We start from the raw sequence: 26,879 nt of genomic DNA on the forward strand, positions 1-26,879 counted from the left end.
ACAGGACTCGGACAGGAGGCCATCTCCCCAAGGAGATCGCCATGCTCGACACTGTCAGACCATCGCTCGCCGGATTCTTTGCCGGCTCCAACCCGACCCCGCCAGCGCATCTCGGCACACGCTACGATGCGTCGGGCAATTTCCTGATCGAGCCCGGCAACACGGTCGTCAGCCATCTCGTCAGCGGTTCGCCGTCCGAAGCCGTGGGGCTTGCGGTGCGCGAGCGGATGCTGGCCATGCCCGATGCCGACAGGCTGGCCTTCACGCCAGTGTCCAGCCTGCACATGACGCTGTTCCAGGGTATCATCGAATATCGCCGCCGCTTGCCCTACTGGCCGCAGGACGTGCCGCTCGATACCAGCATCGACGCCATGACCCGCCTCTATCTGGAACGGCTGAAAGATTTCGAGGGCTTCGGCCCTTTCAACATCAAGGTCGTCGAGGTGGTGCCGACCGGCCTCACCGTTGCCGGTGCGACTGACCACGACATGCGCATCATGCGCCAATGGCGCGATGCGTTGGCGGTGCCGTTTGGATACCGGCATCCAGACCACGACACCTACGTCTTCCACATAATCTTTGCCTATCAGATCCAACGGCTTGCGGATGACAGGGCGGCGGCTTGGCAGGTGCTCTTCGACGATTGCCTCGCGCTTTTCGCGCGGCAGGCACCGGTGATCGAGATCAAGGCTCCCGCTTTCTGCGCATTCCGCGACATGAAGCATTTCGAGGAACTGCTGGTGCTCGGCTGATCGCGCTCCTCGGGCGCCCGACACGAGGCCTGTGGGTCGTAACAAAACTGACATCAATCCGACACCGCAGGTTCATGGCGCTGCGCTAGCGAAGACCCAACAGACCTTCAACCGCGACTGGACTGGAGCCCGGCCCCATGTCAGCAACTTCCGCCACGCTCGAAATCCGCGGCGTCAGCCGACGATTTGGCAAGAACACCGCCGTCAGCGACGTCAGCATTTCGATTCCGCAGGGTCAGATGGTTGGCGTCATTGGCCGTTCCGGCGCTGGCAAATCAACCCTTCTTCGCATGATCAACCGTCTTGTCGATCCCAGCCAGGGGTCGATTTTTTTTGACGGCGCCGAGGTCTCCCGGTTGCGCGGTTCGCCCTTGCGGCGCTGGCAGCGCGACTGCGCCATGATCTTCCAGCAGTTCAACCTGGTGCCGCGCCTCGACGTGCTGACCAACGTGCTGCTCGGCAAGCTGAACCATCGTTCGACCCTGTCCAATCTTCTGGGCATGTTCTCGCGCGCCGAATGCGCTGAAGCGGTCGCGGCGCTGGAGCGTCTCGATATCGCACGGACGGCCCTTCAGCCCGCCGGCACCCTGTCGGGCGGACAGCAGCAGCGCGTCGCAATAGCCCGCGCCATGATGCAGCAGCCCAAGGTGATCCTCGCCGACGAGCCGATCGCCTCGCTCGACCCGCTCAACGCCAAGGTGGTGATGGATTCGTTGCAGGACATCAACCTGCGCGAAGGCATAACCGTCGTCACCAATCTGCATACGCTCGATACCGCCCGCGCCTATTGCAGCCGCATCATTGGCATGGCCGCCGGCAAGGTCGTCTTCGACGGCCCACCGGAAGAGCTCGACCGCGACGCCGTGCGTCTTGTCTACGGCGCCGATGCCAATGGCAGCGAAATCTCCGAGGCCATCACCTCGACCAGCGTTGCCTACAAACAAAAGATTGCCGCATCCGCCGGACCGCTCGAACCCGCTTTCCCGGGATACTGAGCCCATAGTCCCGAAAGTGGAATTCGCTTTTCGGGAAAGATCATGGGCCAAGAAAAGCCGTACTGGATCGTCCGCCCGCGTCAAGGGCACCGTCAAAATCAAGAACGCTGCCGGCGCGGGGCCGGAACCTACAGGAGAGATGTCATATGTTCAGGAAAATGATTTTTGGCGCCGTTTCGGTGCTCGCAATGGCCACCAGCATGGCCCATGCCGCCGACATGAAAGAATTCCGCGTCGGCATTCTCGGCGGTGAAAACGAGACCGACCGCCTGCGCAACTACCAGTGCCTGGCCGACCACCTGAAGACCGAGTTCGGCTTCGAGAAGGTCTCGCTGTTCCCCGCCGCCGACTATGATGGCGTCATCCAGGGCCTGCTCGGCGGCACGCTCGACTTCGCCGAACTCGGCGCTTCCGGCTATGCCAGCGTCTATCTCAAGGACCCGAAGGCCGTTACCCCGATCCTCACCACCAAACAGACCGACGGTTCCACCGGCTATTACTCGATCGGCATGGCGCTGAAGTCCTCGGGCATCAAGGACATCATGTCGGCCAAGGGCAAGAAGCTCGGCTACGCCGACCCGGATTCGACCTCGGGCTATCTGATCCCGCTGACGCAGATTCCGAAGACCACGGGCATGCCGAACGACAAGTTCTTCGCTTCGACCCAGTTCAACGGTGGCCACGAGAATAACGTGCTCGCCGTGCGCGACGGCAAGGTCGATGTCGCGGTCGACGATTCCTCGGGCATCGGCGACTTCAAGAACGGCTACAGCTCCGGCACCTTCCACAAGGAAGTCGCCAAGGGCGCCGTCGACCCTAACGACTTCGTCGAAGTCTGGCGCTCGGGCCTGATCCCGAACGGCCCGCTGGTCGTGCGCACCGCGCTCGGCGACGAGATGACCGCAAAGCTCTCCGCGTTCTTCACCGATCTGCCCAAGAAGGACAAGGCTTGCTTCGAAGGCGTCGAAGGCGGCGATTTCACCGGCTACGTTCCGGTGAAGCCGGACTTCTACAGTGTTATCGTCGAAGCCCGTAAGGCTGCCATCGGCGGCTAACGGCGAAATCGAAAAGGGCGGCGCGCAAGGTGTCGCCCTTTTTGCATCTCCGATCATGACCCTTTCCGTTCCCGCCCCTTCCGGCACGCCCAACGCGATGGCCGACGCCTGGCGGCGCCAGACATCGCTTCGCCGCCTCTATACGGTGCTCGGCGTTGGATTGCTGCTGGCCGCCATGTTCGGCAGCATGTGGTTTGCCGACGAAGCCAATGCCGGGCATTTCTTCGACCGGCTTCCCCACCTTCTGGATTTCCTGAGCTGGCTCGTCCCCAAGGACTGGAACGACGTCTGGCGGGCACTATTCGACATCGCCTCGCCCCATGACACTGGCACGCAGGAATTCAACTTCCCGCTCGGTCGCGTCTATGTCTGGGGCGCCTTTTATGTCCCCGAATATTTCGAGCTGATGCTGATCACGGTAAATGTGGCGCTGGTCTCGACCTTCGTCGGCTTCATCTTCGCGGTGCCGTTCTCTTTCATCGCCGCGCGCAACCTGACGCCGCATCCGGCGCTGAGGCTCGTCGTCAAGCGCTTCATGGAACTGCTGCGCGCCTTTCCCGAGATCGTCATTGCCGGCCTGTTCGCGGCCATCGTTTCGATCGGTCCGATCGCCGCCATCATCGCCATCGGTCTGCATTCGATCGGCGCGCTCGGCAAGCTGTTCTACGAGATCAACGAGAACATCGACATGCGCGCCGAGGAGGGCCTGCACGCCGTCGGCGCCAACTGGTTCGAGCGGGTGCGTTTCGCCGACCTCCCGCAGGTATTGCCAAATTTCGTGTCCTACACGCTGCTGCGCGTCGAGATCAATGTCCGTGCGTCGACCATCATCGGCGCGGTCGGCGGCGGCGGTATCGGCGAGGAACTCAAACTGTCCATTTCGCGCGGTTTCGGCGCCAAGACGCTGGCATTGGTGCTGTTGCTGTTCACGACGATCTTCATCATCGACCAGTTTTCCGCCTGGCTTCGTCGCAAGCTGGTCGGCGAGCAAGCCTTCATGATGGGAGCGTAGATCATGTCGACAATGACCGCCGACGAAATCCTGTCGATCGAGGAGCGTTACCCGCAGGTGTTCCGTCGCCCGGCCTACAAGCGCTACGGCCCGCTGTTGCTGGTCGCGGGCACAATGCTATACCTCGTCTATGCCATGTGGTTCTTCAGCCTGCCTCAGGTGCTGAGGGAATCGCACTGGGAGCGCCTGCCGCTCTTCCTGACGCAGTGGATCAGCTACGACCTGCAGCCGGAATTCCGCCTCGACCAACCCGAGATCACGCCGAAATATCCGCGCTTCTCAGCCCTTGGCGATAATCCGAACCCCGACTGGGTGATCAAGAACCCGGACGGCACTTTCACCGTGCAAATAGACGGACCGGCAAAATCCGTCACCTTCGACAAGACGCTGGCGACGATTACAGCCCACGGCCAGACGGTTCACGTCTCGCTGACCAGCGGCAAGCCCCTGGTCGAAGGCCAGGTACCGGACTGGATCACCGCGCATGATGACGAGGTGGTGGCCAGGATGGGTTTCGTCGGCGAGGTTCGTGTCACGGTCGACCGCGTCAAGGTGCGCAAGCGCTTCCTCGGCTGGGCGAATTTCGTCTTCGACACACGCTCGCCCTTCTTCGGCAAGCCGGCCGGCGAAGTGATTTCGCTGATCGCGTCCGGACCCGAGCTGAAGCCAGGTACCTCGAACCTCGCGCTTGCCGCCGACAATATCTGGAACAACGCCCAGTGGCAGCACGGCGATGTCTGGACGAAGCTGCTGCAGACCATCGTCATGGCGTTCCTGGGCACACTGCTCGGCGGCATCGTCGCCTTCCCGCTCGCCTTCTTCGCCGCCCGCAACATCACGCCGAGCGGCGCGCTCGGCCAGGTGCTCAAGCGCTTCTTCGACTTCATGCGCTCGGTCGACATGCTGATCTGGGCTCTGTTCTTCACCCGCGCCTTCGGCCCCGGGCCGCTGGCCGGCAGCGCGGCGATTTTCTTCACCGAGATCGGCACGCTCGGCAAAGTCTATTCCGAAGGTCTTGAGAACATCGACGACAAACCGCGCGAAGGCATCAAGTCGACCGGTGCCAACGGTTTGCTGGTGCAGCGTTACGGCGTAATGCCGGAGGTGATACCCATCTTCATCAGCCAGACGCTCTATCAGTGGGAATCCAACACGCGCGGCGCCACCATCATCGGCGCTGTCGGCGCCGGCGGGATCGGCCTGAAATTGTGGGAAGCGATGCGCACCAACTCCAACTGGGCCAACGTCTTCTACATGGTGCTGCTGATCCTGATGGTCGTCTTCATCTTCGACAACATCTCGAACTTACTGCGCCGCCGGCTGAGCCGCACGATCCACGACTACAACAGGATCCAGGCCCGGCAGGGGTGATCAACGACGCCCTGCTTGGTAGCGGCCCGCGCCGCCTTCGTCATCCACGGGCGGAGCAAGGAGCGAAGCGACGCGGCGCAGACCCGAGGATCCATGCCGGAACATTCGCGGTAAAATACAACGGTCAAAAAATGTCCGTAGGACCGCCACCGTCGCGGTGCTGAAAAGTCTCGGCGTGGATCCTCGGGTCTCCGCGTCCGCTTCGCTCCCGCTCCGCCCGTGGATGACGAGTGAGCGGCTTAAGCTGCCTTCCTCCACCCAGCCCTGATATGCTTATACCCCTCCCGATAAACCGCCTCCGGCGTCTCGGAAAAATCGCGCCACACCTTGGTCGCCGCAGCCAGGTCCTTGAGCGAGCGGCCGAAGGCCTCTATCGTCAGCCAGTCGTCATAGCCGCTTTTGCGGATCGCCGAAAACGTCTCCTTCCACGGGAGGTTGCCACGCCCCGGCACGCCGCGATCGTTCTCCGATATGTGGATATGCACGATGTTGCCCCGATGCTTCGTATAGGCGCCGATCGGGTCGGCCTCCTCGATGTTGGCGTGGAAAGTGTCGTACATCGCCCTGATGTGCGGCCGGTCGATGGCGTCGATATGCTCAGACAGGTCGGCCATCGTGTTGAGGAGATAGCATTCGAAGCGGTTCAGCGCCTCGAGCCCGATGGTGACGTTCCGTTTGCCGGCATGGTCGCCGATGGCACGTTGCGAAGCAACCGAGCGCTTCTTCTCGGCGGCCGTCGGTCCGCTGCCGGAGAAGGCGCCGAGCGTCGAATGCAGCGGTCCGCTCAGCGTGCGCGCGCCAAGTGCATCCGCGCAATCGACGGCCCATTTCATGTAATTGATCCCGGCCCTGCGCGTTGCCACATCGGCCGAGATCAGGTTCATCGCCGGATCACCCATCGCCGATACAGCGGTCCGCTCCAGCCCGATGCGGTCAAGCGACTCGCCCAGTTTCCTGTAGTTGTCCGGCGTGCCGGCGAAGATCGGTATCTCGACCCCGTCGAAGCCTGTCGCCTTGATGTCGCGAAGCAGCGGCTCGTGCTTCTTCGATACCGCCGTCGTCCACAAGAACATGCACATGCCGATTTTCATCGACGCTCCTCCCTTTTTGGCGGCCGGCTGGTTGCACCGCCGGTTTTCGCGACTCCCCCTCATCCGGCCGCTTCGCGGCCACCTTCTCCCCGAGGGGAGAAGAGAGATGCGCCGACGCCTCCTCTCCCCCTCGGGGAGAGGTCGAATTGCCCCGAATTGCCCTTCGCAATTCGGTTGGCAATCCGGGTGAGGGGGTCTCCCCCAGCGAAGTCGAAACTATAGCTTTGTCCACGCTCCATTCTTCTTCGACGACTTCACGCAGGCTTCGATGAAGGCCATGCCTTCGACGCCGTCCTCGATGGTCGGAAAGACGACATCCTTTGCCGGCTTGCCACCCTTGCGGCGCGCCGCACGGATGGCCCGCGCCGCTTCCTGATAGATGTTGGCGAAACCTTCGAGATAGCCCTCGGGATGGCCCGACGGCACGCGGCTGACGCGGCCAGCCACCGGCAATGCGCCGGCGCCATTGCGGGTGATCAATTGCTTCGGCTGGCCGAAGGGTGTGTACCAGAGATAGTTCGGATCGGCCTGCACCCACTCCAGCCCGCCTTTCGAGCCATAGATGCGCAGCTTCAGCCCGTTCTCATGACCCGGCGCCACCTGGCTTGCCCAGATCATGCCCTTGGCCGGATGCGTTTTTCCATTTGGCTTGAAGCGCAGCATGACGTTGACATTGTCGTCGAGTTGCCGTCCCGGCACGAAGGCATCGAGATCGGCCGACAGGGAGTCCAGCTCCAGCCCGGAAACGAAGCGAGCAAGGTTGTAGGCATGCGTGCCGATGTCGCCCAGAGCCCCGCCGGCGCCCGCTTGTTTCGGGTCGCCGCGCCACGACGCCTGCTTCTGGCCGGTGGCGGCGAGATCCTCGGTCAGCCAGTCCTGCGGATATTCGGACTGCACGATGCGGATGTCGCCGAGCATGCCCTTGGCCACCATCTCGCGCGCCTGCCGCACCATCGGGTAGGCGGTGTAGTTATGGGTAAGCACGAACACCTTGCCGGTCTTCTCGACGATCGCGGCAAGCTTTTTCGCCTCGGCAAGCGTCGTCGCCAGCGGCTTGTCGCAGATGACGTGAATCCCGGCCTCGAGGAAGGCCTTGGCCGCCGGCACGTGCACATTGTTGGGCGTGACGATGGCCACCGCCTCGATACCGTCGGGGCGCTTCGCCTCGGCCTTGGCCATCTCGGCATAGGATGCATAGCTGCGGTCCGGATCGAGTCCGAGTTCGGCGGCCGATGCCTTGGCGCGCGCCGGATCGGACGACAACGCACCGGCAACCAGCACGAAATCATTGTCCATGCGCGCCGCGATGCGGTGCACCGCGCCGATGAACGCGCCCTGCCCGCCGCCGACCATGCCGTAGCGGATCGGGCCGCCTCCCGTTTCCGACTTCGATGCACCGACCATTTTTGTCTCCCTCGTTGTGCTTACCTCCCCCTCGAGGGGAGGTCGATCCGCGCAGCGGATCGGGTGGGGTCGCAGGCCGAATATCTCGGCCTGAACCTATCCCTCCCGGCGCTAAATTCCCATCATTGCGCGCAGCAGCTTCTTGTCGGTGGTGCCGCCGGCGAAATCGTCGAACGCCTTCTCCGTCACACGGATGATGTGATGCTGGATGAAGGGCGCGCCTTCGGCTGCGCCATCCTCGGGATGTTTCAGGCAGCACTCCCATTCCAGCACTGCCCAGGAATCGTAATCGTACTGCGTCAGCTTGGAGAAGATGCCGCCGAAATCCACCTGGCCATCACCCAGCGAACGGAAGCGGCCGGCGCGGTTGACCCAACCCTGATAGCCGGAATAGACGCCTTGCCGCCCGGTCGGGTTAAACTCGGCGTCCTTGACGTGGAAGGCCTTGATGCGCTCGTGATAGATGTCGATGAATTCGAGATAGTCGAGCTGCTGCAAAAGGAAATGCGACGGATCGTAATTGATGTTGCAGCGCTTGTGGCCGCCGACCGCGTCGAGGAACATCTCGAAGGTAGCGCCGTCGAACACGTCTTCGCCGGGATGGATTTCATAGCCGACATCGACCCCATTGTCCTCATAGACATCGAGGATCGGCTTCCACCGCTTGCCGAGTTCGGCGAATGCCTCCTCGATCAGCCCGGCGGGCCGCTGCGGCCAGGGGTAGAGGTAAGGAAAGGCCAGCGCGCCGGAGAAAGTCACCGAGGCATCGAGCCCAAGGTTGCGTGATGCCTTGGCCCCGAATGTCATCTGCTCGACCGCCCATTTCTGCCGCGCCTGGGGACTATTGTGCACCGAAGCCGGCGCAAAGCCGTCGAACTGCGTGTCGTAGGCCGGATGCACCGCCACCAATTGACCCTGCAGATGCGTCGACAATTCGGTGATCTCCACGCCGGCATCGGCACAGATGCCCTTCACCTCGTCGCAATAGACCTTGGAGGACGCCGCCTTCTGAAGGTCGAACAGGCGTCGGTCCCAGGTCGGGATTTGCACGCCCTTGTAGCCGAGACCGGCCGCCCATTTGGTGATCGAGGCCAGCGAATTGAATGGCGCGGCATCGCCCGCGAACTGCGCCAGAAACAGCCCGGGACCCTTCATCGTCGTCGGCATCGGCATCCTCCCCTTCTTTGTACGACCAAGCATAGCGCTGATTGGAAACAGGGCCAGCCACTTTGGTCTTTCGCATCGTGCGCTTTGCAGGCACTGCCATTCTGGTATTACCAAATAGGGGAATTTGGTCAAGCCTCACAATGGTTCGGCCAAGCCCTCCGTGCATCCAGGATATCGGCATATATCGCAATACAATCAATGGAATAATTCGCATGTCGAGTTACACCGCCACGCTTCTTGCCGTTCAGGAGAATTTGCTGTAGACCTCGCCTCAGGCCCAATTGGTCTAACCAGTTTGCGGGAAAGGGGCTGGGGATGCCTTGGGGAGGAACGCTTGCGTCGTCTTTCGGCGATGCATGTCGCAGGCAAACCATACGGACGAATTTGGGAAGGACAGACCATGCATCTTTCGACGCACAACTGGATGCGCGCGGAACCCCTGGAGACCACGCTCAAGCGCATCAAGAAATTCGGCTATGAGTCGATCGAGATTTCCGGCGAGCCCGAGCAATACAAAACCAAGGAGACGCGGGCGCTCTTGAAGGAGCATGGCATCCGCTGCTGGGGTGCGGTGACCTTGATGCTGGGCGAGCGCAACCTTGCCGCCAGGAACCAGGGCCAGCGCGAGCGCTCCGTGCAGTATGTCAAGGACGTGCTGACCATGGTCAGCGAACTCGATGGCGAGATCATCACCCTGGTTCCGGCCACGGTCGGCAAGGTGGTGCCTGACGGCACCGAGGAAGAGGAATGGAAGTGGGTGGTCGACGCAACCCGCGAATGCTTCACCCACGCCAAGAAGGTCGGTGTCAAGATTGCGGTCGAGCCGCTCAACCGCTTCGAGACCTATCTGTTCAATCGCGGCGCCCAGGCGCTGGCACTGGCTGACGCGGTCAGTCCCGAATGCGGCGTCTGCCTCGACGCCTACCATATCCACATGGAGGAATTTAACGTCCATGACGCCATCCGGCAGGTCGGAAAGCGGCTGTTCGACTTCCATGTCGCCGACAACAACCGCTTCGCCGCCGGCCTCGGCCAGATCGACTGGCCAAGGATCGTCGCCACCTTGAAGGAAGTCGGCTACGACGGCGCGCTGACCAACGAGTTCGTGGCCCCGGTCGACCGCACGCCGGCGGCCCCCTATCCCGACATGGTCGAGCGCCACCCGGTCGATATCTCGCCCGAGCAGCTGAAGTTCATCCAGGACCATGGCTCCAGCGTGCTCACCGAGAAATTCTACACCGACCAGATGCGCATCACCGCCGAAACGCTGCTGCCGCTGATCAAGTAGTCGACTGTCTCTGGGAAATTTGCCCTTCCGCCCCGACCGGCGGCAGGGCTGGGGAAAAATATGCGCATCAACACCGTCCAGGCCTGGTGGGTCCGCATCCCGATCGAAGCCGCGCGGCAGCACCGCAGCGACTTCGGTCAGGTGACGACCTTTGATGCCGCCGTTCTGCGCATCGGGACCGATGACGGGCTGGTTGGCTGGGGCGAAGGCAAGAACGCCGCCGGCAGCGCCGGCAGCTACGGCGCGCTCGTCCATATGCTGAACCACGAAGTCGGCCCGCAATTGATCGGCCGCGATCCGGCGGACATCGGCATCATCTGGGAGATGCTCTATAATGGCGTGCGCCACGACAGTGCGGCCCGCGCCGGCCACGCCATGCCGCAGTTGGCGCGGCGCGGCATGAGCATCGCCGCCATCAGCGCCGTCGACATCGCGCTCTGGGATATTCTAGGCAAGTCGCTCGGCCAACCGGTCTGGCGGTTGCTCGGCGGACGCAAGGTCGATCGCATGCAGGCCTATGCTTCCGGCGGCTGGGCGTCCGCCAATGCCATCGGCGAGCAGTTGAAATCCTACATCGCCCAGGGCGGCTTCAAGGCCCTGAAGATGCGGGTCGGCGCCATGGATGGCGCCGCACATATTTCTGCGGCCCGCGTGCGCGCCGCCCGCCAGGCGCTCGGCCCCGATGTCGAGTTGATGGTCGATGCCCACGGCACCTATACGGTGGCCGAGGCCAAGCGCTTCATCCATCTCGTCAACGACCTCGATCTCGCCTGGTTCGAGGAGCCTGTCATCGCCGACGACAAGCCGGGCTTGGCGGAAGTGCGTGCCTCCGGCGCCGTTCCGATCGCCACCGGCGAGAGCGAGGCGACGCGCTATGCCTTCCGCGACCTCGCTATGCTCAAGGCCGCCGACATCTTCCAGCCTGATCCCGCCTTCTGCGGCGGCATCAGCGAGGCGATGAAGATCGGCACCATCGCCAGCGCCTTCAACCTGCGCTTTGCACCGCATCTATGGGCCGGCGCGCCCTGCTTCTTCGCCGGGCTGCATGTCTGCGCCGCATCGCCGTCGAGTTTCACGGTCGAGTATTCGCTCGGCGCCAACCCGATGATCCACGATCTGATCGAAGAGACTGTCGAAGCAAGGGACGGTATGATAGCGATCCCCGAAAAGCCCGGACTGGGATTCACCATTTCGGAGCGATTCCTGGAGGCGCACGCGCAACGCAATTGACGATGAAAGAAAAGAACCTTCTCGCGGAACTCGCCGCCTATCTGTTCTCCCACTCCGACAACGAGACGGGCCGTACACCGTCGGAACGTGAGCTGGCTGAGCATTTCGGCGTCAGCCGCGGCCAGATCCGCGAGGCGCTGGCCATCCTCGAAGCCATGCGCATCGTCGAGCGCCGGGCGAAATCCGGTATCTATATCGATACCAAGCAGGCGAGCGTCGAGGCGCTGGCGCTGTTTGCGCGCGCCGGCCTGCCGCTTGATCCCCTGCAGATCTATGAAACGGTCGAATTGCGCAAGATCCACGAGATCAAGGCGGCCGAGCTTGCCTGCTCGCGCGCCACCGAGGAGAATTTCGAACGGCTGCGCGAGATCCTCAAGGCCTCCGAGGAGCGCATCGCCGCCGGCGAGGGCCTCGCCAAGGAGGACCGCGAGTTTCACCTCGAGATCGTGCGCGCCACCAAGAACGGCGTCTTCCATAACATCTGCAGCGTCTACTATCTGATGGGCGAACAGCGCTTGCCGATCTACTTCAACGATCCCGAACGCAGCGTGCGTTCGCATGCAGAGCACGTACAGATCTATGAGGCCCTGCTGCGCCGCGACGGCAATCTCGCCCAGGCGCTGATGAGCGCTCATCTGCAGGGCGCGGAAAGCTACTGGAAGGGGCTGATCGAAGGCGGCAAGGCGGGTGCGCCAGCGAGCCCGGCGCTCGAAAAAGCCTGACCGTGGGCCAGGCCGTGCCGAAGATCCTGTCGACCCATCCGCTGCATCCGCGCGCTTCGGCCAGGCTCGCCGGCGCCGGTCAACTCGTCATCGCTTCTGCGCTCGATCCCGGCACTCTCACCAGGGAGGCCAAGGACGCCGACATCGTCATCGTGCGCGCACCGCTGCCGCCGGCGCTCTTCGAGGACGCCTGGAAGCTGCGAGCGGCGATCCGCCATGGCGCCGGGCTCGACATGATCCCGATGGAGGCGGCGACCGGCGCCGGCGTGCTGGTGGCCAACGTGCCGGCGGTCAACGCGCGCTCGGTGGCCGAGCATGTCATGTTCACGGCTCTTGCGCTGCTGCGGCAATTCCGCAGGGTCGACCGCGACCTGCGCGCCAAAGGCTGGCTTGCCGGACGCGAGCATGCCAACGCCAATGTCGAGCTTGCCGGCAAGACCATCGGCATCGTCGGCCTTGGCGCGGTCGGGCAGGCCGTCGGCCATATCGCCGCGCACGGCTTCGACCTGAAGGTGGTGGCAACGACACGCAGCATGCAGCCGGCGCCGGAGAAGGTCGGCTTCCTGTCGATCGACGCGCTGGTCGAGCAGAGCGACATCATCGTGCTCTGCTGTCCGCTGACGCCGGAGACGCGCGGCCTGATCAGCCGCGAGCGCATCGCGCGCATGAAACCCAACGCGCTGCTGATCAACGTCTCGCGCGGACCGGTCGTCGACGACGACGCGCTGATCGAGGCCTTGCGGGAGCGCCGCATCGGCGGCGCCGCACTCGACGTGTTTTCAACGCAGCCACTGCCGCCAAATCATCCCTATTTTGGCTTCGACAACGTCATCATCACCCCGCATATGGCAGGGATCACCGAGGAATCGATGATGCGCATGGGGATCGGCGCGGCGGGCGAGGCCTTGCTGGTGCTGGCGGGCAAACTGCCGGTCAATCTGCGCAATCCGGAAGTGGTGGACCGCTACCGGCAGCGGTTTCCGCCCGACATATAGCGTATCGCGGTTTCGCCCTGCCGATCAGCCGCCCAGCAGTCTCTCCACTTCAGCAGCAATCCGCAGCAGATGCCGGTCATGGCCGTTGCGCGCAACCAGCATCAGGCCGCCCGGCAGCGCCATGTCAGGCATCGGCAGCGAAATCGCGCAGAGGTCGAACTGGTTGGCGACCTGTGTGTTGCGCAGCAGCAGGCCCTCGACACGATCACGCAGTTCGGCATCCTCGGCCATGGAAACGATCGTCGGCGCCGTCACCGGCGTGGTTGGCAGGGCCAGTACATCGACCGGCGTCAGGCGCTCGTCCATGGCGGCGGCGAGCGCGCCGCGGCGGCGCAGTGCCCTGATGTAGACCGGAGTCGGCAGCATTGCCGCCCGCGACAAAGGCCCGCTGACATGCGGGTCGACCGCCATCGATGCGCCCGTCGCCAGCCAGTCGGAATGCACTTCAGCCCCTTCCATCGCGGCGATCGAGCCACGCTTGGTGGCCGCACGCAAATCCGCGATCATGTCGTCGATCGACAGGTCCGCAATGCGCGCCCCAGCCCGTTCGATCTTGCCAAGACAACGCTCGAAGGCCGCGGCAACCTCGCCTTGCGTGTCCCCGAAAAGAACGCCGCGCGGGATGCCAACGCGGAGCCCGGCGAGTGCAATGCCCGCCAGCTCGCTCGGCATCTCGCCGGCCATCACCGCATCGGCAGCGGCACATTGCGCGACCGTTCGGGCAAGCGGCCCGATCGAGTCCAGAGTGCTCGACAGCGGAAAGGCACCGGCAAGCGGCACGCGCCGTGCCGTCGGCTTGAAGCCGACGACGCCGTTGAGCGCCGCCGGAATGCGGATCGAGCCGCCAGTGTCGGAACCGATGGAGATGTCGCTCATTCCCTCGCCGACGGAAACGCCAGCGCCGGACGACGAACCGCCCGGAATGCGGCTGGCGTCGACGGCATTGCCTGGCGTGCCGTAGTGCATGTTGTCGCCGATCGCGGTGAAGGCGAATTCGGTCATGTTGGTTTTGCCGATGATCACCGCGCCGGCCTGCCGCAGGCGGCTGACGATGGCGGCATCGCGCACAGCGGGCGTGGCAGTCCTGAGCATCAGCGAACCGGCCGTGGTCGCCTCGCCGGCGACATCGAACAGATCCTTGATCGAGACAACCGTCCCGTCGAGCGGTCCAAGCGTCACGCCGGCGCGGCTGCGGGCGTCGCTGGCGTCGGCCGCCGCGCGCGCCGGCTCCGCGTAAATCCTCGTGAAAACGCGTTCGTCGCCGGCGCGGGCGGCAAGGCGCGCAAGAATAATTTCGAGATGATCCCGGACGGATTGCATTGTCGGTGTCGGACTCCGGACTGCCTGAACGTCTTAAGATGAGAAGCCAGTTGCATGGCTTGCCGAGACTTAACCCGGCGAAGGCGATTTTGCACTCCTGTCGGATACGAGGAAGAAACGATGCTCTACAGAGGCAGCTGTCACTGCGGTAAGGTCGCCTTCGAATTCAAGGCAAAGCTGACCGGTGTCGTGCGGTGCAATTGTTCGATCTGCTCGCGCAAGGGCGCCCTCCTGTGCGCTGTCCCGCATGAAAGCCTGACAGTCCTCGCCTGGGGCGACGACCTGGGCACCTACACATTCGGCAATCATGCCATCGCGCACCGTTTCTGCCGCACCTGCGGCATCCACCCTTTCGCGGAGGATGTCCGCGAAGGCGATCAACGCAGCGCCTACGTCAACCTCAACTGTGTCGAGGGTATCGACATTTCCGTTCTGTCGATCTTCGACTTCGACGGTCGGTCGGCCTGAGCCTCTCGCTCGTTCCGGCGGGAACGATCCGGCGCCGCAACCCGCTTTGTTGCCGCCACCACGACGGCAACGGCCCGAAAACCGTGACGGTTCTCGGGCCGCTGCCAGGAATGGCTGTTGGCGGACACTATTCGGCCTGCTTCGGGCTGCGCAGGAACACGAGGACCGCCGCCAGCAGTGTTGCGATGCCGCAATAGGCGAAGGCGCTGGCGACGCCGGCATGGTCGACCAGCAGGCCGCCGAAGACGGCGCCCATCGCAATCGCCACCTGGAAGGTCGCCACCATCAGGCCGCCGGCGCTTTCAGCCTGATCGGGCGCGGCCCGCACCAGCCAGCTCTGCAGCCCGACCGGGACAGCGCCGAAGGCAAAGCCCCAGGCAGCGACGGCGGCGGCGGCGATCGTCGGCGAAGCGCCGAAGATCAGCATCGAAGCGGCCGCCAGGGCAATCAGCAAGGGCGCCAGCGCCACGGCGGTCTTGAGGCTGCGTTCGGCCAGGATGCCGCCGGCGATATTGCCGAAGAAACCGCCAACGCCATAAGCCAGCAGCACCAGCGAGATCGTCTCGATGTCGAGCACCGGCACCTTTTCAAGGAAAGGGCGGACATAGGTGAAGCCGGCAAAGTGCCCGGACGCGACCAGCAGCACGACCAGCAGGGCCACCCGGATCGACGGCCGCTCCAGCACCTCGAGCAAGGTGCGGAAGCTCGCGACGCCCACCGGCGGCAGCTTCGGAATGGTGGCCAGCTGCACCAGCAGCGCCAACGCACCGACGACGGTCGCGATCATGAACGCCGTGCGCCATCCCCAGATGTCGCCGACATAGGCGCCGACCGGGGCGGCGGTGACGGTGGCAAGCGAAACGCCGATCAGGATGATCGACATGGCGCGTGGCATCAGCCGCATCGGAACCAGCCGCAACGCCATCGCCGCCGACATCGCCCAGAAGCCGCCGAGCGCAACGCCGAGCACCACGCGGGCGAGCAGAAGCATGGGCAGCGATGAAGCGAAGGTGGCCAGAAGGTTGGACAGAATGAGGAACGCCGTCAGCATCCACATCACCAGCCTGCGATCCATGCGCCTTGTGACGATGGCCATGGTGGGCGCGGCGATGGCGCCGACGATGGCGGTTGCCGTCACCGCCTGGCCGGCGATACCTTCGCTCACCCCGAGATCGCGTGCCATCGGCGTCAGCAGGCTGGCGGGCAGGAATTCGGCGGTGACGAGGCCGAAAACGCCAAGCGCGAGCGAAACCACGGCACCCCACGCCGGCTCGGTTCGTTCATCGGATTCTGCGGGATTGAGAAGTGCGGCGTCGATGACGCCTGTCGCGGGTTCGGCCATGCTCGGTCTCCGATCTGTTGGCAGCGCCACATAGGAAACGGCCGGCTGGGGCTCCACCCGTTACATGCCTCGCCGTCAGGGCTTGGCTAGGGGCCGGTCTTCCATTTGTTTGCGGCGCAATATCAAGCTGCACTGCAACATAAGGAGTGACCGGTTGGAGTTTCCATGCTAGAAACACCATTATGTTTGACCGTTCGTCCAAAATTCCGGTCACCGGCGACCCGCTGACAGACATATTGCGCGGCCTGCGCCTCGATGGTGTCGAGTATGGCCGCTGCGAAATGAAGGAGCCGTGGGGTATCCAGTTCCCGGCTCGGCCCGGGGCGCGGTTTCATTTCATCGGCCGCAAGGGCTGCTGGCTGAAGCAGCCCTCCGGCGAGTGGGTGCGGCTCAATGCCGGCGATGCGGTGCTTTTGCCGCGCGGTGAGGCCCATTTGCTCGCCAGCGAACCCGGTGCGCAGACCTGGCCGATCCATGGCTACGAGCTCGAGGAAGTCTGCAAGGACGTCTACTGCACGTCGAACGCGGAGATGTGCGACAGGAATTGCCGGCCGGGAACGCTGTTGTTCTGCGCCAGCATGTATTTCAACCTCGACGGCTTGCATCCCCTGCTCGGCATGATGCCGGACGTGATGCGAACGCACGAACTGGAAGCCTATGAGCCGGGCATTCCGCATCTTCTCGAATCGATGGCGCGCGAAGTCACGATGGAACGCGTGGGCTCCGGCGGCATTCTGGCGCGGCTGGCCGACGTGCTTGCCGCGACAGTCATCCGCTCATGGGTCGAGCGTGGCTGCGGCGACTCCTCCGGCTGGATCGCGGCGGTCCGGGACCGCGATATCGGCCGCGTGCTGGCCGCCATTCATCTCGAGCCGGACCATGACTGGACGGTCGAGGCGCTGGCCAGGATGATGGGCACCTCGCGCTCGGGCTTTGCCGAGCGTTTCGCCACGATCGTCGGCGAGACGCCCGCAAAATACGTTACCCAGGTCCGAATGCATCAGGCGAGGCAGTGGCTGGTCCGCGACCGCATGAAAATATCAGTCGTTGCCGCCCGTCTCGGCTATGAATCGGACGCCGCCTTCAGCCGTGCCTTCAAGCGCGTCATCGGCTCGGCGCCCAGCCATTTCCGTGCCGAGGAGCAGGCAGAGATCCGTCGGGCCAATTGACCTTTCCTGTCCCGCGCCCCTCGAACGAAGCAACACCTATGAGGCATGCCGCAGGCTGACGCCGCTGTCCTTGTCGAACAGCACCACCTTGTCCGGGTTCCAGGCAAAGCGCACCGGCTGCTCGATGGCGACATCGGTCCTGGCCGGCACCGTGGCGCGCAGCATCGCCTCTCCGACGCGCAGTGTCAGGATCTTCTCGACGCCGTGGTTCTCGACGTCGTGGACACGCGCCTCGACTGGCGCACCGCCCTCCAGATAGACGTCCTCGGGACGGATGCCGAAGACGAGCGGGCGACCATCTGTCGCCGCACTCGCCTTGTTTCCCGGAAAAGCCTTGGCTCCCCCCGAAAAGGGCAGTTCGAAATTCAACGGTGCCATCACCGCGCGGCCATTCACCAGCCTGCCGTCGATGAGGTTCATCGGCGGCGAGCCGACGAAGCTCGCCACATAGGTATCGCGCGGATTGTTGTAGATCTCGTGCGGCGTGCCGGTCTGCACGATCCGGCCGTGGTTCAGGACGCCGACCTTGTCGCCCATCGACATCGCCTCGATTTGATCGTGGGTGACGAACAGGAATGTGGCGCCGAGTTGCATCTGCAGGTTTTTCAGCTCGGTGCGCAGCGCCTCGCGCAGCTTGGCGTCGAGCGCCGACAGCGGCTCGTCCATCAGGAACACGCGCGGCTTGCGCACGATGGCGCGGCCGATCGAGACGCGCTGCATCTCGCCGCCGGACAGACGATCGGTCTTGCGGTCGAGCAGGTGCTCAATCCGCAGCGTGCGCGCCGCACGATCGACACGATCCTTGATCTCGGCGTCGGGCAGCCGGCGGATCTTCGGCTTCAGCGGAAATTCGAGGTTCTCCCGCACCGTGTAGCGCGGATAAAGCGAATATTGCTGCAGCACCAGCGCCACGTCGCGCTCGGCCGCGCCCCAGTCCGCAACGTCGACGCCGTCGATGAACACCTGCCCCTCGCTGGGTTTTTCCAGGCCGGCGATCAGCCGCAGCGTCGTCGTCTTGCCGGCGCCCGTCTCGCCGAGCAGGACGAAGAACTCGCCATCGGCGATGTCGAGATCGAGCCCGGTGAGCGCCGTGTGGTTGCCGAAACTCTTGGAGATGTTCTTGAGCTGGATATAGGCCATCAGAGCCTCACCTCAAGCGACTTGCCGCTTGCCTTGTCGAAGAAATGCGCCTGCGTCGGATCGATCCGGGCGAACACCTTCTCGCCTGGCCCGCTTACGAAGCCGCTCTTGGTGCGGGCTCGCAGCATCTTTGAACCGACTTTGAGATCGACGATATCGAAGGAGCCGAGCGGTTCGACGATCTGCGTCTCGACGGCCATGAAGCCGTCGGCCGCGTCACGGCGGATGAGCACGCCTTCCGGCCGGATGCCAAGTGCCAACTGCCCACCGGCATGGCCGTTGAGCTTCGACAGCAAGGCGCTGGGAAACTCGAAACCGGTGGTCGCGTCGCCGACGATAACCGATGCGAAAGAGGCTTTCCCGGCCACCGCCGCGTCGGCGACATTCATCACCGGGCTGCCGACGAATTGCGCCACGAACAGATTGGCGGGATGCGAATAGACCTCGTCTGGAGTGCCGACCTGCTGGATGAAACCCTCATGCATGATGACGATGCGATCGGCCAGGCTCATCGCTTCGATCTGGTCATGGGTGACATAGATCGTGGTCGAACCCTGCTTGACGTGCAGCCGCTTGATCTCGGCCCGCATCTCCTCGCGCAGCTTGGCGTCGAGCGCGCCGATCGGCTCATCCATCAGCATCGCCTTCGGCCGCCGCACCAGGGCCCGGCCGATGGCCACGCGCTGCATGTCGCCTCCGGAGAGCGCCGACGGCTTCTTGCCGAGCAGATCGGTGATGCGCAGGACCCGGGCGACCTCGCGAACCGACTTGTCCACCTCGCCGCTGCCCATGCGCGTTGCACGTAGCGGAAAGGCGATGTTTTCGAAGACCGTCATATGCGGGTAGAGCGAAAACGATTGGAACACCATGGCGATGTCGCGGTCGGCTGCCCTGAGGTGCTGCACTGCCTTGCCGTCGATCAGGATGTCGCCCTGGTCGATCGTCTCGAGCCCCGCTATGGCGCGCAGCGTCGTTGTCTTGCCGCAACCCGACTGGCCGAGCAGCACGATGAACTCGTTGTCGGCGATGGCGAGGTTCAAATTGTGGATGACCTGAACGGCGCCGAAGAATTTCTCGATGCCGCGAAGTTCGATCTGCGTCACTACCGGGCTCCCTCATGCGCCGTGGCGCCGGTTTTCTCGCTGCGAGCCGGTGCAATCTTCGACGTGATGTTGAAGCCGATCAGCCCGATCAGGATGATCGTCACACCGTAGGAATGCAGGCCGAGACTCCACGGCTGGCAGAGCGCGACGATGCCCAGCACCATGAGTATCTGCGAGGCCGGCAGCAGGTACTTCTCGTTGACGGCGCGAAAACTCATTTGCGGATCGCTCCGAAGGTCACGCCGCGAAGCAGGTGGTTGCGCAGCAGGAAGGTGAAGATCGCGACAGGCAGCAGGAACAGGAAGGTTCCCGCCGCGATCGTGGTCCAGTCCGGCAAGCCGGAACCGATCTGGCTGGGGATGAAAGGCGGCGCCGTTTGCGCGCGCCGGTTGGTCATGATCAGCGCGAAGGCATACTCGTTCCACGCGGTGATGAAGCAGAATACGGCGGTGGCGGCGATACCGGTCGCGGCTTCCGGCAGCACGATCTTGAAGAAGGCCTGCATGCGCGTGTAGCCGTCGACGAGCGCCGCCTCCTCATACTCCTTCGGGATCTCGTCCATGAAGCCCTTCATCAGCCAGACCGAGAAGGACAGGTTGAAGGCGACGTAGAGGATGATCAGGCCGATATGCGAGTCGTTGAGGCCAACGACCCGGTACATCAGGAACATCGGGATCGCCACGACCACCGGCGGCAGCATGCGTGTCGACAGGATGAAGAAGAGCAGATCCGCCTCGCCCGCAATCTTGAAGCGCGAGAAGCCGTAGGCGGTGAAGGTTCCCATGCCGACGGCAAGCACCGTGCTGATGACCGCCACGATAAGGCTGTTCATGAACCGGTCGGGGTACTGCGAAAGCTGCACATCCTTGCCGACCTTCAGCACCCGCTCGCCGCCGTCGTAGATGCGCTTTTCCCACCAAGGCGCGGCCTCGTAGACTTGGGGGTCGACGGCCTTCTGCATCTGTACCCGCTTGGTGAACAGACGGATGAATGGCGTGACCTCCGGCTGGAAAAGAACGGTGGGCGGCACCGTGATCGCCAGTTCCTTCGGCTTGAAGGCCGTGGAGGCGATCCAGTAGATCGGCGCGAGGAAGATCAGCGTCGCGATCAGCACCGAGACGACGGCGATGCGGTTGAGCGCGATCTCGCTGGTGGTACGCACGGCGGCCATCGGCTAGCGTTCCTTCACCTTGTTGAGGTACTTCACGTAGAGATTGGTGATGGCCAGCACCATGATCAGCACGATATAGGCCAGCGCGCAGGACTTGCCGGTGTCCCACTGCTGGAAGGCTTGCTTGTAGAGCCGAATTGCGATGAGCTCGGCGGTCGGTTGGGTTGTCATCGTGTAGGCGATGTCGAAGGTCTTGAAGGCTTCCATCGTGCGGAAGATCAGCGCGATCAGCAGGATCGGCGAGACCAGCGGCAAGGTGATGCGGGTGAAGGTGTACCACCAACCTGCGCGGTCGATCGCGGCGGCCTCGTAGAGATGCTGCGGCACCGCCGAGAGGCCAGCAAGCGAGAGCAGCATGACGAAGGGCGACCACATCCAGATGTCGGTGATCGCGACGGCGTAAAGAGCGCTGTCGGGATTGGAAAGCCAGGCGAAGTCGCCCAGGCCGAAGACGTAGTTGATAGGCCCCCAGGATGGGCTGTACAGCAACTGCCAGAACAGGCCGACGACCGCCGCCGACATCATCATCGGCAAAAGCAGCAGTGTGGTGATCAAGCCTTTCATCGGAAAGCTGCGATTAAGCAGCAGGGCCAGGCCGAAGCCCACGATCATCTGGCCGGTCACGGAAACGATGACGTACTTCGCCGTAGTGACGAAGTTCGACCAGATGTGGTCGTCGCTGAGCAGCTCGCGGTAGTTCTGCAGGCCGACGAACTGCCACGGCTCGCTCCGATTCGCCGCGAAGTTCGTGAAGGAGTAGCCCAGCGAATAGATCAGCGGGAAGATGTTGAAAACGATCAGGAAAGCCAGCGTCGGGATGATGAACATGTTGCGGATGGTCAGATCCGACCAGCCCCGCGCGGCGGCCCTGGAAGCAGGATCAAGATGGGTGAGGGCTACCGAAGCCAATGATCGTCTCCCTGAAACAGGAATGCCGGAGGGGAAACCCTCCTCCGGCATTCCGACTTTGATGCTTACTTGTAGCGGTTGTACTTGGTGAACGTCGCCTTCCAGTCGGCGGCGGTCTTGTCGAGCGCCTCCTGGGCGGTGCCCTTCCCGCCGACCACGAACGGATAGATGTTCTGGTTCAACTGATCGAGCACTTCGGCGTACTCAGGCGTCGCCCAGAAGTCCTTGACCATGAACATCGTGTCGTAGAACGCCTTGTTGTAGGGGGTGGCCTTCTGAAAGGCTTCCGACTTCAGCACGGCCTGGCTGCAGGTGTAGCCGCCGAGCTCGGCCCACTTCTTCTGGGTGTCGTCCTTAATGAACCACTCCAGGAACTTCATCGCCTCGTCCTTGTTCTTCGAATACGAGACGACCGAAACTCCCTGACCGCCCAGAGCGGCAAAGCGCTTTCCGTCCGGGCCGCCCGGGTTGGCGAAGAAGCCCGTAACGTCGGCGTAGGGGTTGGTGGCCTTGTTCACCAGCGGGGGGAAGAAGGCGAAGAAGTTCATGCTCATCGCGGCGAGACCGCCGGTGATTGCCTGGTTGTCCTCCACGAAGAAGGTTTTTCCCCAGCCGGGAGGCGTGAACTTGTAGAGGTCCTTGTACATTTCGAGGCCAGCGGCGGCCTGTTTCGAATTGGTGATGCCGTCGACCTTGTAACTTGCATAGTCGCCGAGATCGCCGCCGTAGCTGAAGATGGCGCTTTCAACGCCCATCGCCATCGCGTCATAGGAATTGTCGGTGTAGATGGCGACACCGTACCGCTTCTGGTCCGGACGGTGGAAGAACTCGGCGATGTCGCGCAACTGCGCATAGGTTTTCGGCACATCGAGGTCGTAACCGTACTTCGCCTTGAAGGCTGCCTTCTCCTTTGGGTCCTCGAACCAGTCCTTGCGATAGGACCAGCCGATCGCATCCCCTTCCAGCGGGATCGCCCAGTATTTGCCGGAACCGCCAGGGTATTCGGCGTAATACTTGATGGTCGCGGGCGCCATCACGTCGGTGAGCTTGTGCTGGTTGAAGAAGTCGGTCAGGTCGACATAATGGCCCTGCGTCGAACCGGCGCCCAGCCATTGCGAGTCACCGACGACCAGATCGTAAGCGTCGCCATGCGCGTTGAACTCGGTGAAAGCCTTGGTTTGGAAATCGGGCCATGGCGTGGTCTGCACCGTGACCTTCACGCCGGTCTCGGCCGTATAGTCGTTGACGAGCTCCTGCAGATAGTTCGCAGGATCCCATTCCGCCCAGAAAATGGTGAGTTCCTTGTCCTGCGCGTGGACGGACGTTCCGTAGGCAAGCGTCAGGCCGATACCAGCAAGCACGCTGGTCACTAACTTGCGCATAATGATTTCCTCCCTTGTGCGCATTCTACCCTGTCATGCGAACCGACGACGGAGCCGGCCCTGGTAGTTCCTCCCTTGATCGCACCTTTCCGGTTCCGGGCCTCCTCGCCCTGCCGGAAAATGAATCGAAGCCCTCACTTTTGATCCACTTTTCTTTTCTGATCTGGTATTACCAATTTTGCACCCTCGTCAAGCCCTTTCTTGGGAGCCAGATCGGATCGTCGCGATCGAATTACAGCTTTATCTGCCTGTTTTCTCATGATTTTCCTACTCACTGATACGCAGGGGCCTTGTTTGAAGCCCGGCACTGCAATTACGATCAATAGTCGGCATGCAAATCTGGTCGAACCAGATATAGTCTATTTCACCACTGCCGCCGTATTGGCACCATCCCCGCCGTCTATCGATTCCGCCACCGCCGCGCGCACCAGCGCACCCGCCGCCCATTGCGCCACGAACCTCGTCCCGCGGCTGTCCAGCCCCCAGATATCCTTGAGCACGATCAGCACCTCGACGCCGAAGATCAGCGACAGCGCCTGCGCCAGCCGGTTGAAGTCGCGCGGCGGCAACCGGCCCTTGAGCGGGGCGATCGCTTCCTTCAGCAGGTCGACGCGATGGCCGCGCGTGAAGGCCGGTTCGCCGCCAAGTGTCCCTGCCTGGCGCCTCGCCCACTGATCGAGCGACAGTTTCAGCGCCGCCTTGAACGTTGCTTCGAAGGCCTCGATGCGTGGCATGGCGTTGTCGAACAGGTCGGCGACCCGGCGCTCGGCATCGTCGGAGGTCGATTGCCAGGTCAGGATTGGGCCCAACCCCTCGTCGACGACGGCCTGCACGAGTGCCGCCTGGCTCGGGAAATAGCGATAGGCGGTGGCGCGGGATACCTCAGCCGCCTCGGCAACTTCGCTGACCGACGGCGTGGCACCCGCCTGCATAAGCCTCGTCGCCGTCTCCAGCATCAGCCGTTTGGTGCGCGCCCGGGGTCCACGCTCGGCCCTCTCGCCTGCGTCATCGTCCGTCGTTGCTTGTTGACGTGAGATACCCATATCAATATGATACGCGCGTCTCAAAAATTTGCAACGACGCTTTGTCACGGCGCCGTAAAACGCCAAGGGTCTTCATCCACTGAACAGTGCCGCCGCCGGGCCAACCAACACAGAGGGTCGCCCATGAAACGCATCTATGTCGTGGGCACCGCTGACACCAAGGGCGAGGAGCTCGCCTTCCTGGCCGACACGATCGCGGCCAGCGGCGTTGCCGTTTCCCGGGTCGATGTCGGAACGCGCGACGCGACGATATCGGTCGACATCACCGCCAAGGAAATTGCCGGCCATCATCCCGCCGGCACCGAAGCCGTGCTCGGCGGCAATGATCGAGGTGCCGCGGTGGCAGCCATGGGCGTTGCCTTCGCCCGCTTCATCCAGTCACGAAGCGACATATCAGCCGTGGTCGGCATTGGCGGTGGCGGTGGCACCTCGATCATCACCTCGGGCATGCGCGCGCTGCCGCTCGGCCTGCCCAAGATCATGGTCTCGACGCTCGCCTCCGGCGACACAGCCCCTTACGTCGATGTTTCCGACATCATCATGATGCCATCGGTGACAGACATGGCCGGGCTGAACCGGCTGTCCCGCACCGTGCTGCACAATGCGGCCCAGGCGATCGCAGGCATGGCGGCCAGGCCGGCGCCTCCACCCGACGGCAAGCCGTCGATCGGGCTGACCATGTTCGGTGTCACCACGCCCTGCGTGACTGCCATCGCCGAGCAGTTGCGCGCCACTTACGACTGCATGGTCTTCCACGCTACAGGCACCGGCGGCCGCTCGATGGAGAAGCTGGCCGACAGCGGCCTGCTGGCGGGCGTCATCGACATCACCACGACCGAGGTCTGCGATTTGCTGTTCGGCGGCGTGTTGCCAGCAACGGAGGACCGCTTCGGCGCCATTGTCCGCACGGAGCTGCCCTATGTCGGCTCGGTCGGCGCGCTCGACATGGTCAATTTCTGGGCGCCGGCGACAATTCCTGAGCGCCATCGCGCGCGGCTGTTCTACGAGCACAATCCTAACGTCACGCTGATGCGAACTACCGTTGAGGAATGCCGCCAGATCGGCGAATGGATCGGCGGCCGCTTGGCGCGTTGCGAAGGTCCGATCCGCTTCCTGATTCCGGAAAAAGGCGTCTCGGCGCTCGACATCGAAGGCGGCGCCTTCTTCGACCCGAAGGCCGATGCGGCGCTTTTCGAGGCCATCGAGCGCACCATCATGCCGAACGGAACGCGCACGGTGACGCGCCTGCCGCTGCACATCAACGACCCCAAATTCGCCAAAGCCGCGGTCGCGGCTTTTCTCGACATCGCCAAGAAGTGAGACCCGATGGCCGCCATCCCGCGCAAGAATATCCTGGAGAAATTCCGCAAGATGATCGCCGAGGGCGTGCCGATCGTCGGCGGCGGCGCCGGCACTGGCCTGTCGGCCAAGGCCGAGGAGGCCGGCGGCATCGACCTGATCATCATCTACAATTCCGGCCGCTACCGCATGGCTGGACGCGGCTCGGCCGCCGGGCTGCTCGCCTATGGCAATGCCAACGAGATCGTCAAGGAAATGGCCTATGAGGTGCTGCCGGTGGTCAAGCGCACACCGGTGCTGGCCGGCGTCAACGGCACCGATCCGTTCGTCATCATGCCGCTGCTGTTGGCCGAGCTGAAGACAATGGGCTTTTCCGGCGTACAGAATTTTCCGACCATCGGCCTGTTCGACGGCACCATGCGGCAGAGCTTCGAGGAGACCGGCATGGGCTTCGGGCTCGAGGTCGACATGATCGCCGAGGCGCACAAGCTCGATCTGCTCACCACACCCTATGTCTTCAATCCCGACGAGGCGCGCGCCATGACCAAGGCCGGCGCCGATATCGTCGTCGCCCATATGGGCGTCACCACTGGTGGCTCGATCGGCGCCACCTCGGCCAAGTCGCTCGATGACTGCGTCGTCGCGATCGACGCTATCGCCGAGGCCGCACGCACGGTGCGCAAGGACGTCATCCTGCTTTGCCATGGCGGCCCGATCTCGATGCCGGACGACGCCCGCTACATCCTCTCCCGTGCCAAGGGCCTGCACGGCTTCTATGGCGCCAGTTCGATGGAGCGGCTGCCGGCGGAAGCCGCGATCGCCCGGCAGACCGCCGATTTCAAGGCGGTGACGCTCGGAAGCGAAAAGACCGCGAAGAAGAAGAAGGGATGAGACTATGACCGACAGGAGCAAGGTGTTTGTCTACCCGAAGGATGTCAGCGCCTTCGGTTTCGACTGGGGAAAACTGTCGCTGACGGTTGCTCCGGAGGTGAACGGCGCAACCCGCTTTTCCGGCGGCGTCGTCGACCTGCCATCGGGCAAGGGCCACGCACGCCACAACCATCCGGGCGCGGAAGAAATCATCTTCGTCGTCTCGGGCCATGGCGAACAGATGGTCGAGGACGAGCAAGGCAACCCGGTGGTGGCGAAAATCGGCCCTGGCTGCACCATCTACGTGCCGGAAAGCCGGTTCCATTCGACGCTGAACACAGGCGATGGTCCGATGCAATTGTTCGTCGTCTACTCGCCGGCAGGTCCGGAATTGGCGCTGCGGGATCTGCCGGATTTCAGGCTGCTGCCGGCGGGACGGTGATGAACTTATTCTGGGGTAGCGCCGCCCCTCATTGTCCTGCCGGACATTTCTCCCCGTATAGCGACGGGGAGAAGGAGCTGTCGCAACCTCGGCGCTTATTCTGCAATGCTAGCGATTGGCGAAACCGTTCGCGACAGCG

The 26,879-nt window shown here is 63.2% G+C and carries 26 protein-coding genes; 14 read left to right on the forward strand and 12 right to left on the reverse strand.

All coding sequences use genetic code 11. The annotated features are described in order from the left end of the window. The first annotated feature begins 41 nt into the window (after positions 1 to 41). From FJ930_RS05935 to phnE (FJ930_RS05955), 5 genes are all read left to right on the forward strand, one after another. Entirely contained in the window at positions 42 to 752 is a 711-nt protein-coding gene (locus tag FJ930_RS05935) for a DUF1868 domain-containing protein (protein WP_141835845.1), read from the forward strand. 137 nt (positions 753 to 889) lie between these two features. Next, positions 890 to 1,747 (forward strand): phosphonate ABC transporter ATP-binding protein, encoded by an 858-nt coding sequence (gene phnC, locus FJ930_RS05940; protein ID WP_140744952.1) that lies wholly within the window; start codon positions 890 to 892, stop codon positions 1,745 to 1,747. Positions 1,748 to 1,893: 146 nt separating this feature from the next. Continuing rightward, positions 1,894 to 2,802, forward strand: a complete 909-nt coding sequence (phnD, locus tag FJ930_RS05945; RefSeq protein ID WP_140744953.1) for a phosphonate ABC transporter substrate-binding protein — start codon at positions 1,894 to 1,896, stop codon at positions 2,800 to 2,802. Between the two features lie 55 nt (positions 2,803 to 2,857). Beyond that, positions 2,858 to 3,814: a phosphonate ABC transporter, permease protein PhnE gene (phnE, locus tag FJ930_RS05950; protein WP_141835848.1), complete on the forward strand. Its 957-nt coding sequence runs from the start codon at positions 2,858 to 2,860 to the stop codon at positions 3,812 to 3,814. Between the two features lie 3 nt (positions 3,815 to 3,817). Next, a complete protein-coding gene (gene phnE / locus FJ930_RS05955; protein ID WP_141835851.1) occupies positions 3,818 to 5,185 on the forward strand; it encodes a phosphonate ABC transporter, permease protein PhnE in 1,368 nt (455 codons plus the stop codon). A 239-nt stretch (positions 5,186 to 5,424) separates the two neighbouring features. On the opposite strand, the gene FJ930_RS05960 is transcribed toward phnE (FJ930_RS05955), so the two are convergent. From FJ930_RS05960 to FJ930_RS05970, 3 genes are all read right to left on the reverse strand, one after another. Further along, positions 5,425 to 6,276 carry a sugar phosphate isomerase/epimerase gene (locus FJ930_RS05960; RefSeq protein WP_141835868.1) on the reverse strand — a complete coding sequence of 284 codons (852 nt, stop codon included), beginning with the start codon at positions 6,274 to 6,276 and terminating at the stop codon, positions 5,425 to 5,427. 216 nt (positions 6,277 to 6,492) lie between these two features. Beyond that, positions 6,493 to 7,680, reverse strand: a complete 1,188-nt coding sequence (locus tag FJ930_RS05965; protein ID WP_140744957.1) for a Gfo/Idh/MocA family oxidoreductase — start codon at positions 7,678 to 7,680, stop codon at positions 6,493 to 6,495. 111 nt (positions 7,681 to 7,791) lie between these two features. Next, positions 7,792 to 8,847 carry a sugar phosphate isomerase/epimerase gene (locus tag FJ930_RS05970; RefSeq protein ID WP_141835870.1) on the reverse strand — a complete coding sequence of 352 codons (1,056 nt, stop codon included), beginning with the start codon at positions 8,845 to 8,847 and terminating at the stop codon, positions 7,792 to 7,794. Between the two features lie 400 nt (positions 8,848 to 9,247). On the opposite strand from FJ930_RS05970, the gene FJ930_RS05975 reads away from it, so the two are divergent. From FJ930_RS05975 to FJ930_RS05990, 4 genes are read left to right on the forward strand one after another with little or no spacing between them, the layout of a single operon-like run. Beyond that, entirely contained in the window at positions 9,248 to 10,135 is an 888-nt protein-coding gene (locus FJ930_RS05975; protein WP_027054376.1) for a sugar phosphate isomerase/epimerase, read from the forward strand. 60 nt (positions 10,136 to 10,195) lie between these two features. Then, on the forward strand, positions 10,196 to 11,365 hold the full coding sequence (locus tag FJ930_RS05980; protein WP_141835873.1) for a mandelate racemase/muconate lactonizing enzyme family protein: 1,170 nt from the start codon (positions 10,196 to 10,198) through the stop codon (positions 11,363 to 11,365). A 2-nt stretch (positions 11,366 to 11,367) separates the two neighbouring features. Continuing rightward, complete coding sequence (locus tag FJ930_RS05985; RefSeq protein ID WP_141835876.1) at positions 11,368 to 12,087, forward strand: FadR/GntR family transcriptional regulator; 720 nt, start codon at positions 11,368 to 11,370, stop codon at positions 12,085 to 12,087. 2 nt (positions 12,088 to 12,089) lie between these two features. Further along, positions 12,090 to 13,082, forward strand: coding sequence for a hydroxyacid dehydrogenase (locus FJ930_RS05990; protein ID WP_246676813.1), 993 nt, complete (start codon positions 12,090 to 12,092; stop codon positions 13,080 to 13,082). Positions 13,083 to 13,106: 24 nt separating this feature from the next. On the opposite strand, the gene FJ930_RS05995 is transcribed toward FJ930_RS05990, so the two are convergent. Beyond that, a complete protein-coding gene (locus FJ930_RS05995) occupies positions 13,107 to 14,402 on the reverse strand; it encodes an amidase (RefSeq protein ID WP_141835879.1) in 1,296 nt (431 codons plus the stop codon). A gap of 120 nt (positions 14,403 to 14,522) precedes the next feature. Between FJ930_RS05995 and FJ930_RS06000 the strand changes: the two genes are divergently transcribed. Then, positions 14,523 to 14,870, forward strand: a complete 348-nt coding sequence (locus tag FJ930_RS06000) for a GFA family protein (RefSeq protein ID WP_141835882.1) — start codon at positions 14,523 to 14,525, stop codon at positions 14,868 to 14,870. A gap of 127 nt (positions 14,871 to 14,997) precedes the next feature. Here the strand turns inward: FJ930_RS06000 and FJ930_RS06005 are convergent, their stop codons facing one another. Beyond that, entirely contained in the window at positions 14,998 to 16,212 is a 1,215-nt protein-coding gene (locus FJ930_RS06005) for an MFS transporter (RefSeq protein ID WP_141835885.1), read from the reverse strand. A gap of 182 nt (positions 16,213 to 16,394) precedes the next feature. On the opposite strand from FJ930_RS06005, the gene FJ930_RS06010 reads away from it, so the two are divergent. Then, a complete protein-coding gene (locus FJ930_RS06010) occupies positions 16,395 to 17,381 on the forward strand; it encodes an AraC family transcriptional regulator (RefSeq protein WP_141835888.1) in 987 nt (328 codons plus the stop codon). A gap of 36 nt (positions 17,382 to 17,417) precedes the next feature. Here FJ930_RS06010 and FJ930_RS06015 read toward each other — a convergent pair whose 3' ends face one another. From FJ930_RS06015 to FJ930_RS06045, 7 genes are all read right to left on the reverse strand, one after another. Then, positions 17,418 to 18,521, reverse strand: a complete 1,104-nt coding sequence (locus tag FJ930_RS06015; protein ID WP_141835891.1) for an ABC transporter ATP-binding protein — start codon at positions 18,519 to 18,521, stop codon at positions 17,418 to 17,420. Further along, positions 18,521 to 19,624, reverse strand: coding sequence for an ABC transporter ATP-binding protein (locus tag FJ930_RS06020; RefSeq protein ID WP_141835894.1), 1,104 nt, complete (start codon positions 19,622 to 19,624; stop codon positions 18,521 to 18,523). Before FJ930_RS06020 ends, FJ930_RS06015 begins: the two co-directional genes overlap by 1 nt. Then, entirely contained in the window at positions 19,624 to 19,842 is a 219-nt protein-coding gene (locus FJ930_RS06025; RefSeq protein ID WP_140744967.1) for a hypothetical protein, read from the reverse strand. Before FJ930_RS06025 ends, FJ930_RS06020 begins: the two co-directional genes overlap by 1 nt. Beyond that, positions 19,839 to 20,795: a carbohydrate ABC transporter permease gene (locus FJ930_RS06030; protein ID WP_140609328.1), complete on the reverse strand. Its 957-nt coding sequence runs from the start codon at positions 20,793 to 20,795 to the stop codon at positions 19,839 to 19,841. Before FJ930_RS06030 ends, FJ930_RS06025 begins: the two co-directional genes overlap by 4 nt. A 3-nt stretch (positions 20,796 to 20,798) precedes the next feature. Beyond that, positions 20,799 to 21,704: a sugar ABC transporter permease gene (locus FJ930_RS06035; protein ID WP_140764555.1), complete on the reverse strand. Its 906-nt coding sequence runs from the start codon at positions 21,702 to 21,704 to the stop codon at positions 20,799 to 20,801. A gap of 65 nt (positions 21,705 to 21,769) precedes the next feature. Beyond that, positions 21,770 to 23,086, reverse strand: coding sequence for an extracellular solute-binding protein (locus FJ930_RS06040; protein WP_140744969.1), 1,317 nt, complete (start codon positions 23,084 to 23,086; stop codon positions 21,770 to 21,772). Positions 23,087 to 23,445: 359 nt separating this feature from the next. Next, entirely contained in the window at positions 23,446 to 24,129 is a 684-nt protein-coding gene (locus tag FJ930_RS06045; RefSeq protein ID WP_141835897.1) for a TetR/AcrR family transcriptional regulator, read from the reverse strand. A gap of 123 nt (positions 24,130 to 24,252) precedes the next feature. Between FJ930_RS06045 and FJ930_RS06050 the strand changes: the two genes are divergently transcribed. The 3 genes from FJ930_RS06050 to FJ930_RS06060 are packed head-to-tail and all read left to right on the forward strand — an operon-like array spanning position 24,253 to position 26,740. Beyond that, positions 24,253 to 25,449 (forward strand): Tm-1-like ATP-binding domain-containing protein, encoded by a 1,197-nt coding sequence (locus tag FJ930_RS06050; protein WP_141835900.1) that lies wholly within the window; start codon positions 24,253 to 24,255, stop codon positions 25,447 to 25,449. Positions 25,450 to 25,455: 6 nt separating this feature from the next. Further along, complete coding sequence (locus tag FJ930_RS06055) at positions 25,456 to 26,319, forward strand: phosphoenolpyruvate hydrolase family protein (RefSeq protein ID WP_141835903.1); 864 nt, start codon at positions 25,456 to 25,458, stop codon at positions 26,317 to 26,319. Between the two features lie 4 nt (positions 26,320 to 26,323). After that, positions 26,324 to 26,740, forward strand: coding sequence for a cupin domain-containing protein (locus FJ930_RS06060; RefSeq protein ID WP_141835906.1), 417 nt, complete (start codon positions 26,324 to 26,326; stop codon positions 26,738 to 26,740). Positions 26,741 to 26,879 lie beyond the last annotated feature (139 nt).

Source organism: Mesorhizobium sp. B2-4-15 (assembly GCF_006658505.1).
In the GTDB taxonomy this organism is placed as follows: Bacteria; Pseudomonadota; Alphaproteobacteria; order Rhizobiales; family Rhizobiaceae; genus Mesorhizobium.

Excerpts from the sequence above, each read along its gene's own strand:
- FJ930_RS05935 (WP_141835845.1), top strand. The coding sequence starts at position 42 with ATGCTCGACACTGTCAGACCATCGCTCGCCGGATTCTTTGCCGGCTCC.
- phnC (WP_140744952.1), top strand. The coding sequence starts at position 890 with ATGTCAGCAACTTCCGCCACGCTCGAAATCCGCGGCGTCAGCCGACGA.
- phnD (WP_140744953.1), top strand. The coding sequence starts at position 1,894 with ATGTTCAGGAAAATGATTTTTGGCGCCGTTTCGGTGCTCGCAATGGCC.
- phnE (WP_141835848.1), top strand. The coding sequence starts at position 2,858 with ATGACCCTTTCCGTTCCCGCCCCTTCCGGCACGCCCAACGCGATGGCC.
- phnE (WP_141835851.1), top strand. The coding sequence starts at position 3,818 with ATGTCGACAATGACCGCCGACGAAATCCTGTCGATCGAGGAGCGTTAC.
- FJ930_RS05960 (WP_141835868.1), bottom strand. The coding sequence starts at position 6,276 with ATGAAAATCGGCATGTGCATGTTCTTGTGGACGACGGCGGTATCGAAG.
- FJ930_RS05965 (WP_140744957.1), bottom strand. The coding sequence starts at position 7,680 with ATGGTCGGTGCATCGAAGTCGGAAACGGGAGGCGGCCCGATCCGCTAC.
- FJ930_RS05970 (WP_141835870.1), bottom strand. The coding sequence starts at position 8,847 with ATGCCGACGACGATGAAGGGTCCCGGGCTGTTTCTGGCGCAGTTCGCG.
- FJ930_RS05975 (WP_027054376.1), top strand. The coding sequence starts at position 9,248 with ATGCATCTTTCGACGCACAACTGGATGCGCGCGGAACCCCTGGAGACC.
- FJ930_RS05980 (WP_141835873.1), top strand. The coding sequence starts at position 10,196 with ATGCGCATCAACACCGTCCAGGCCTGGTGGGTCCGCATCCCGATCGAA.
- FJ930_RS05985 (WP_141835876.1), top strand. The coding sequence starts at position 11,368 with ATGAAAGAAAAGAACCTTCTCGCGGAACTCGCCGCCTATCTGTTCTCC.
- FJ930_RS05995 (WP_141835879.1), bottom strand. The coding sequence starts at position 14,402 with ATGCAATCCGTCCGGGATCATCTCGAAATTATTCTTGCGCGCCTTGCC.
- FJ930_RS06000 (WP_141835882.1), top strand. The coding sequence starts at position 14,523 with ATGCTCTACAGAGGCAGCTGTCACTGCGGTAAGGTCGCCTTCGAATTC.
- FJ930_RS06005 (WP_141835885.1), bottom strand. The coding sequence starts at position 16,212 with ATGGCCGAACCCGCGACAGGCGTCATCGACGCCGCACTTCTCAATCCC.
- FJ930_RS06010 (WP_141835888.1), top strand. The coding sequence starts at position 16,395 with ATGTTTGACCGTTCGTCCAAAATTCCGGTCACCGGCGACCCGCTGACA.
- FJ930_RS06015 (WP_141835891.1), bottom strand. The coding sequence starts at position 18,521 with ATGGCCTATATCCAGCTCAAGAACATCTCCAAGAGTTTCGGCAACCAC.
- FJ930_RS06025 (WP_140744967.1), bottom strand. The coding sequence starts at position 19,842 with ATGAGTTTTCGCGCCGTCAACGAGAAGTACCTGCTGCCGGCCTCGCAG.
- FJ930_RS06030 (WP_140609328.1), bottom strand. The coding sequence starts at position 20,795 with ATGGCCGCCGTGCGTACCACCAGCGAGATCGCGCTCAACCGCATCGCC.
- FJ930_RS06040 (WP_140744969.1), bottom strand. The coding sequence starts at position 23,086 with ATGCGCAAGTTAGTGACCAGCGTGCTTGCTGGTATCGGCCTGACGCTT.
- FJ930_RS06045 (WP_141835897.1), bottom strand. The coding sequence starts at position 24,129 with ATGGGTATCTCACGTCAACAAGCAACGACGGACGATGACGCAGGCGAG.
- FJ930_RS06050 (WP_141835900.1), top strand. The coding sequence starts at position 24,253 with ATGAAACGCATCTATGTCGTGGGCACCGCTGACACCAAGGGCGAGGAG.
- FJ930_RS06055 (WP_141835903.1), top strand. The coding sequence starts at position 25,456 with ATGGCCGCCATCCCGCGCAAGAATATCCTGGAGAAATTCCGCAAGATG.
- FJ930_RS06060 (WP_141835906.1), top strand. The coding sequence starts at position 26,324 with ATGACCGACAGGAGCAAGGTGTTTGTCTACCCGAAGGATGTCAGCGCC.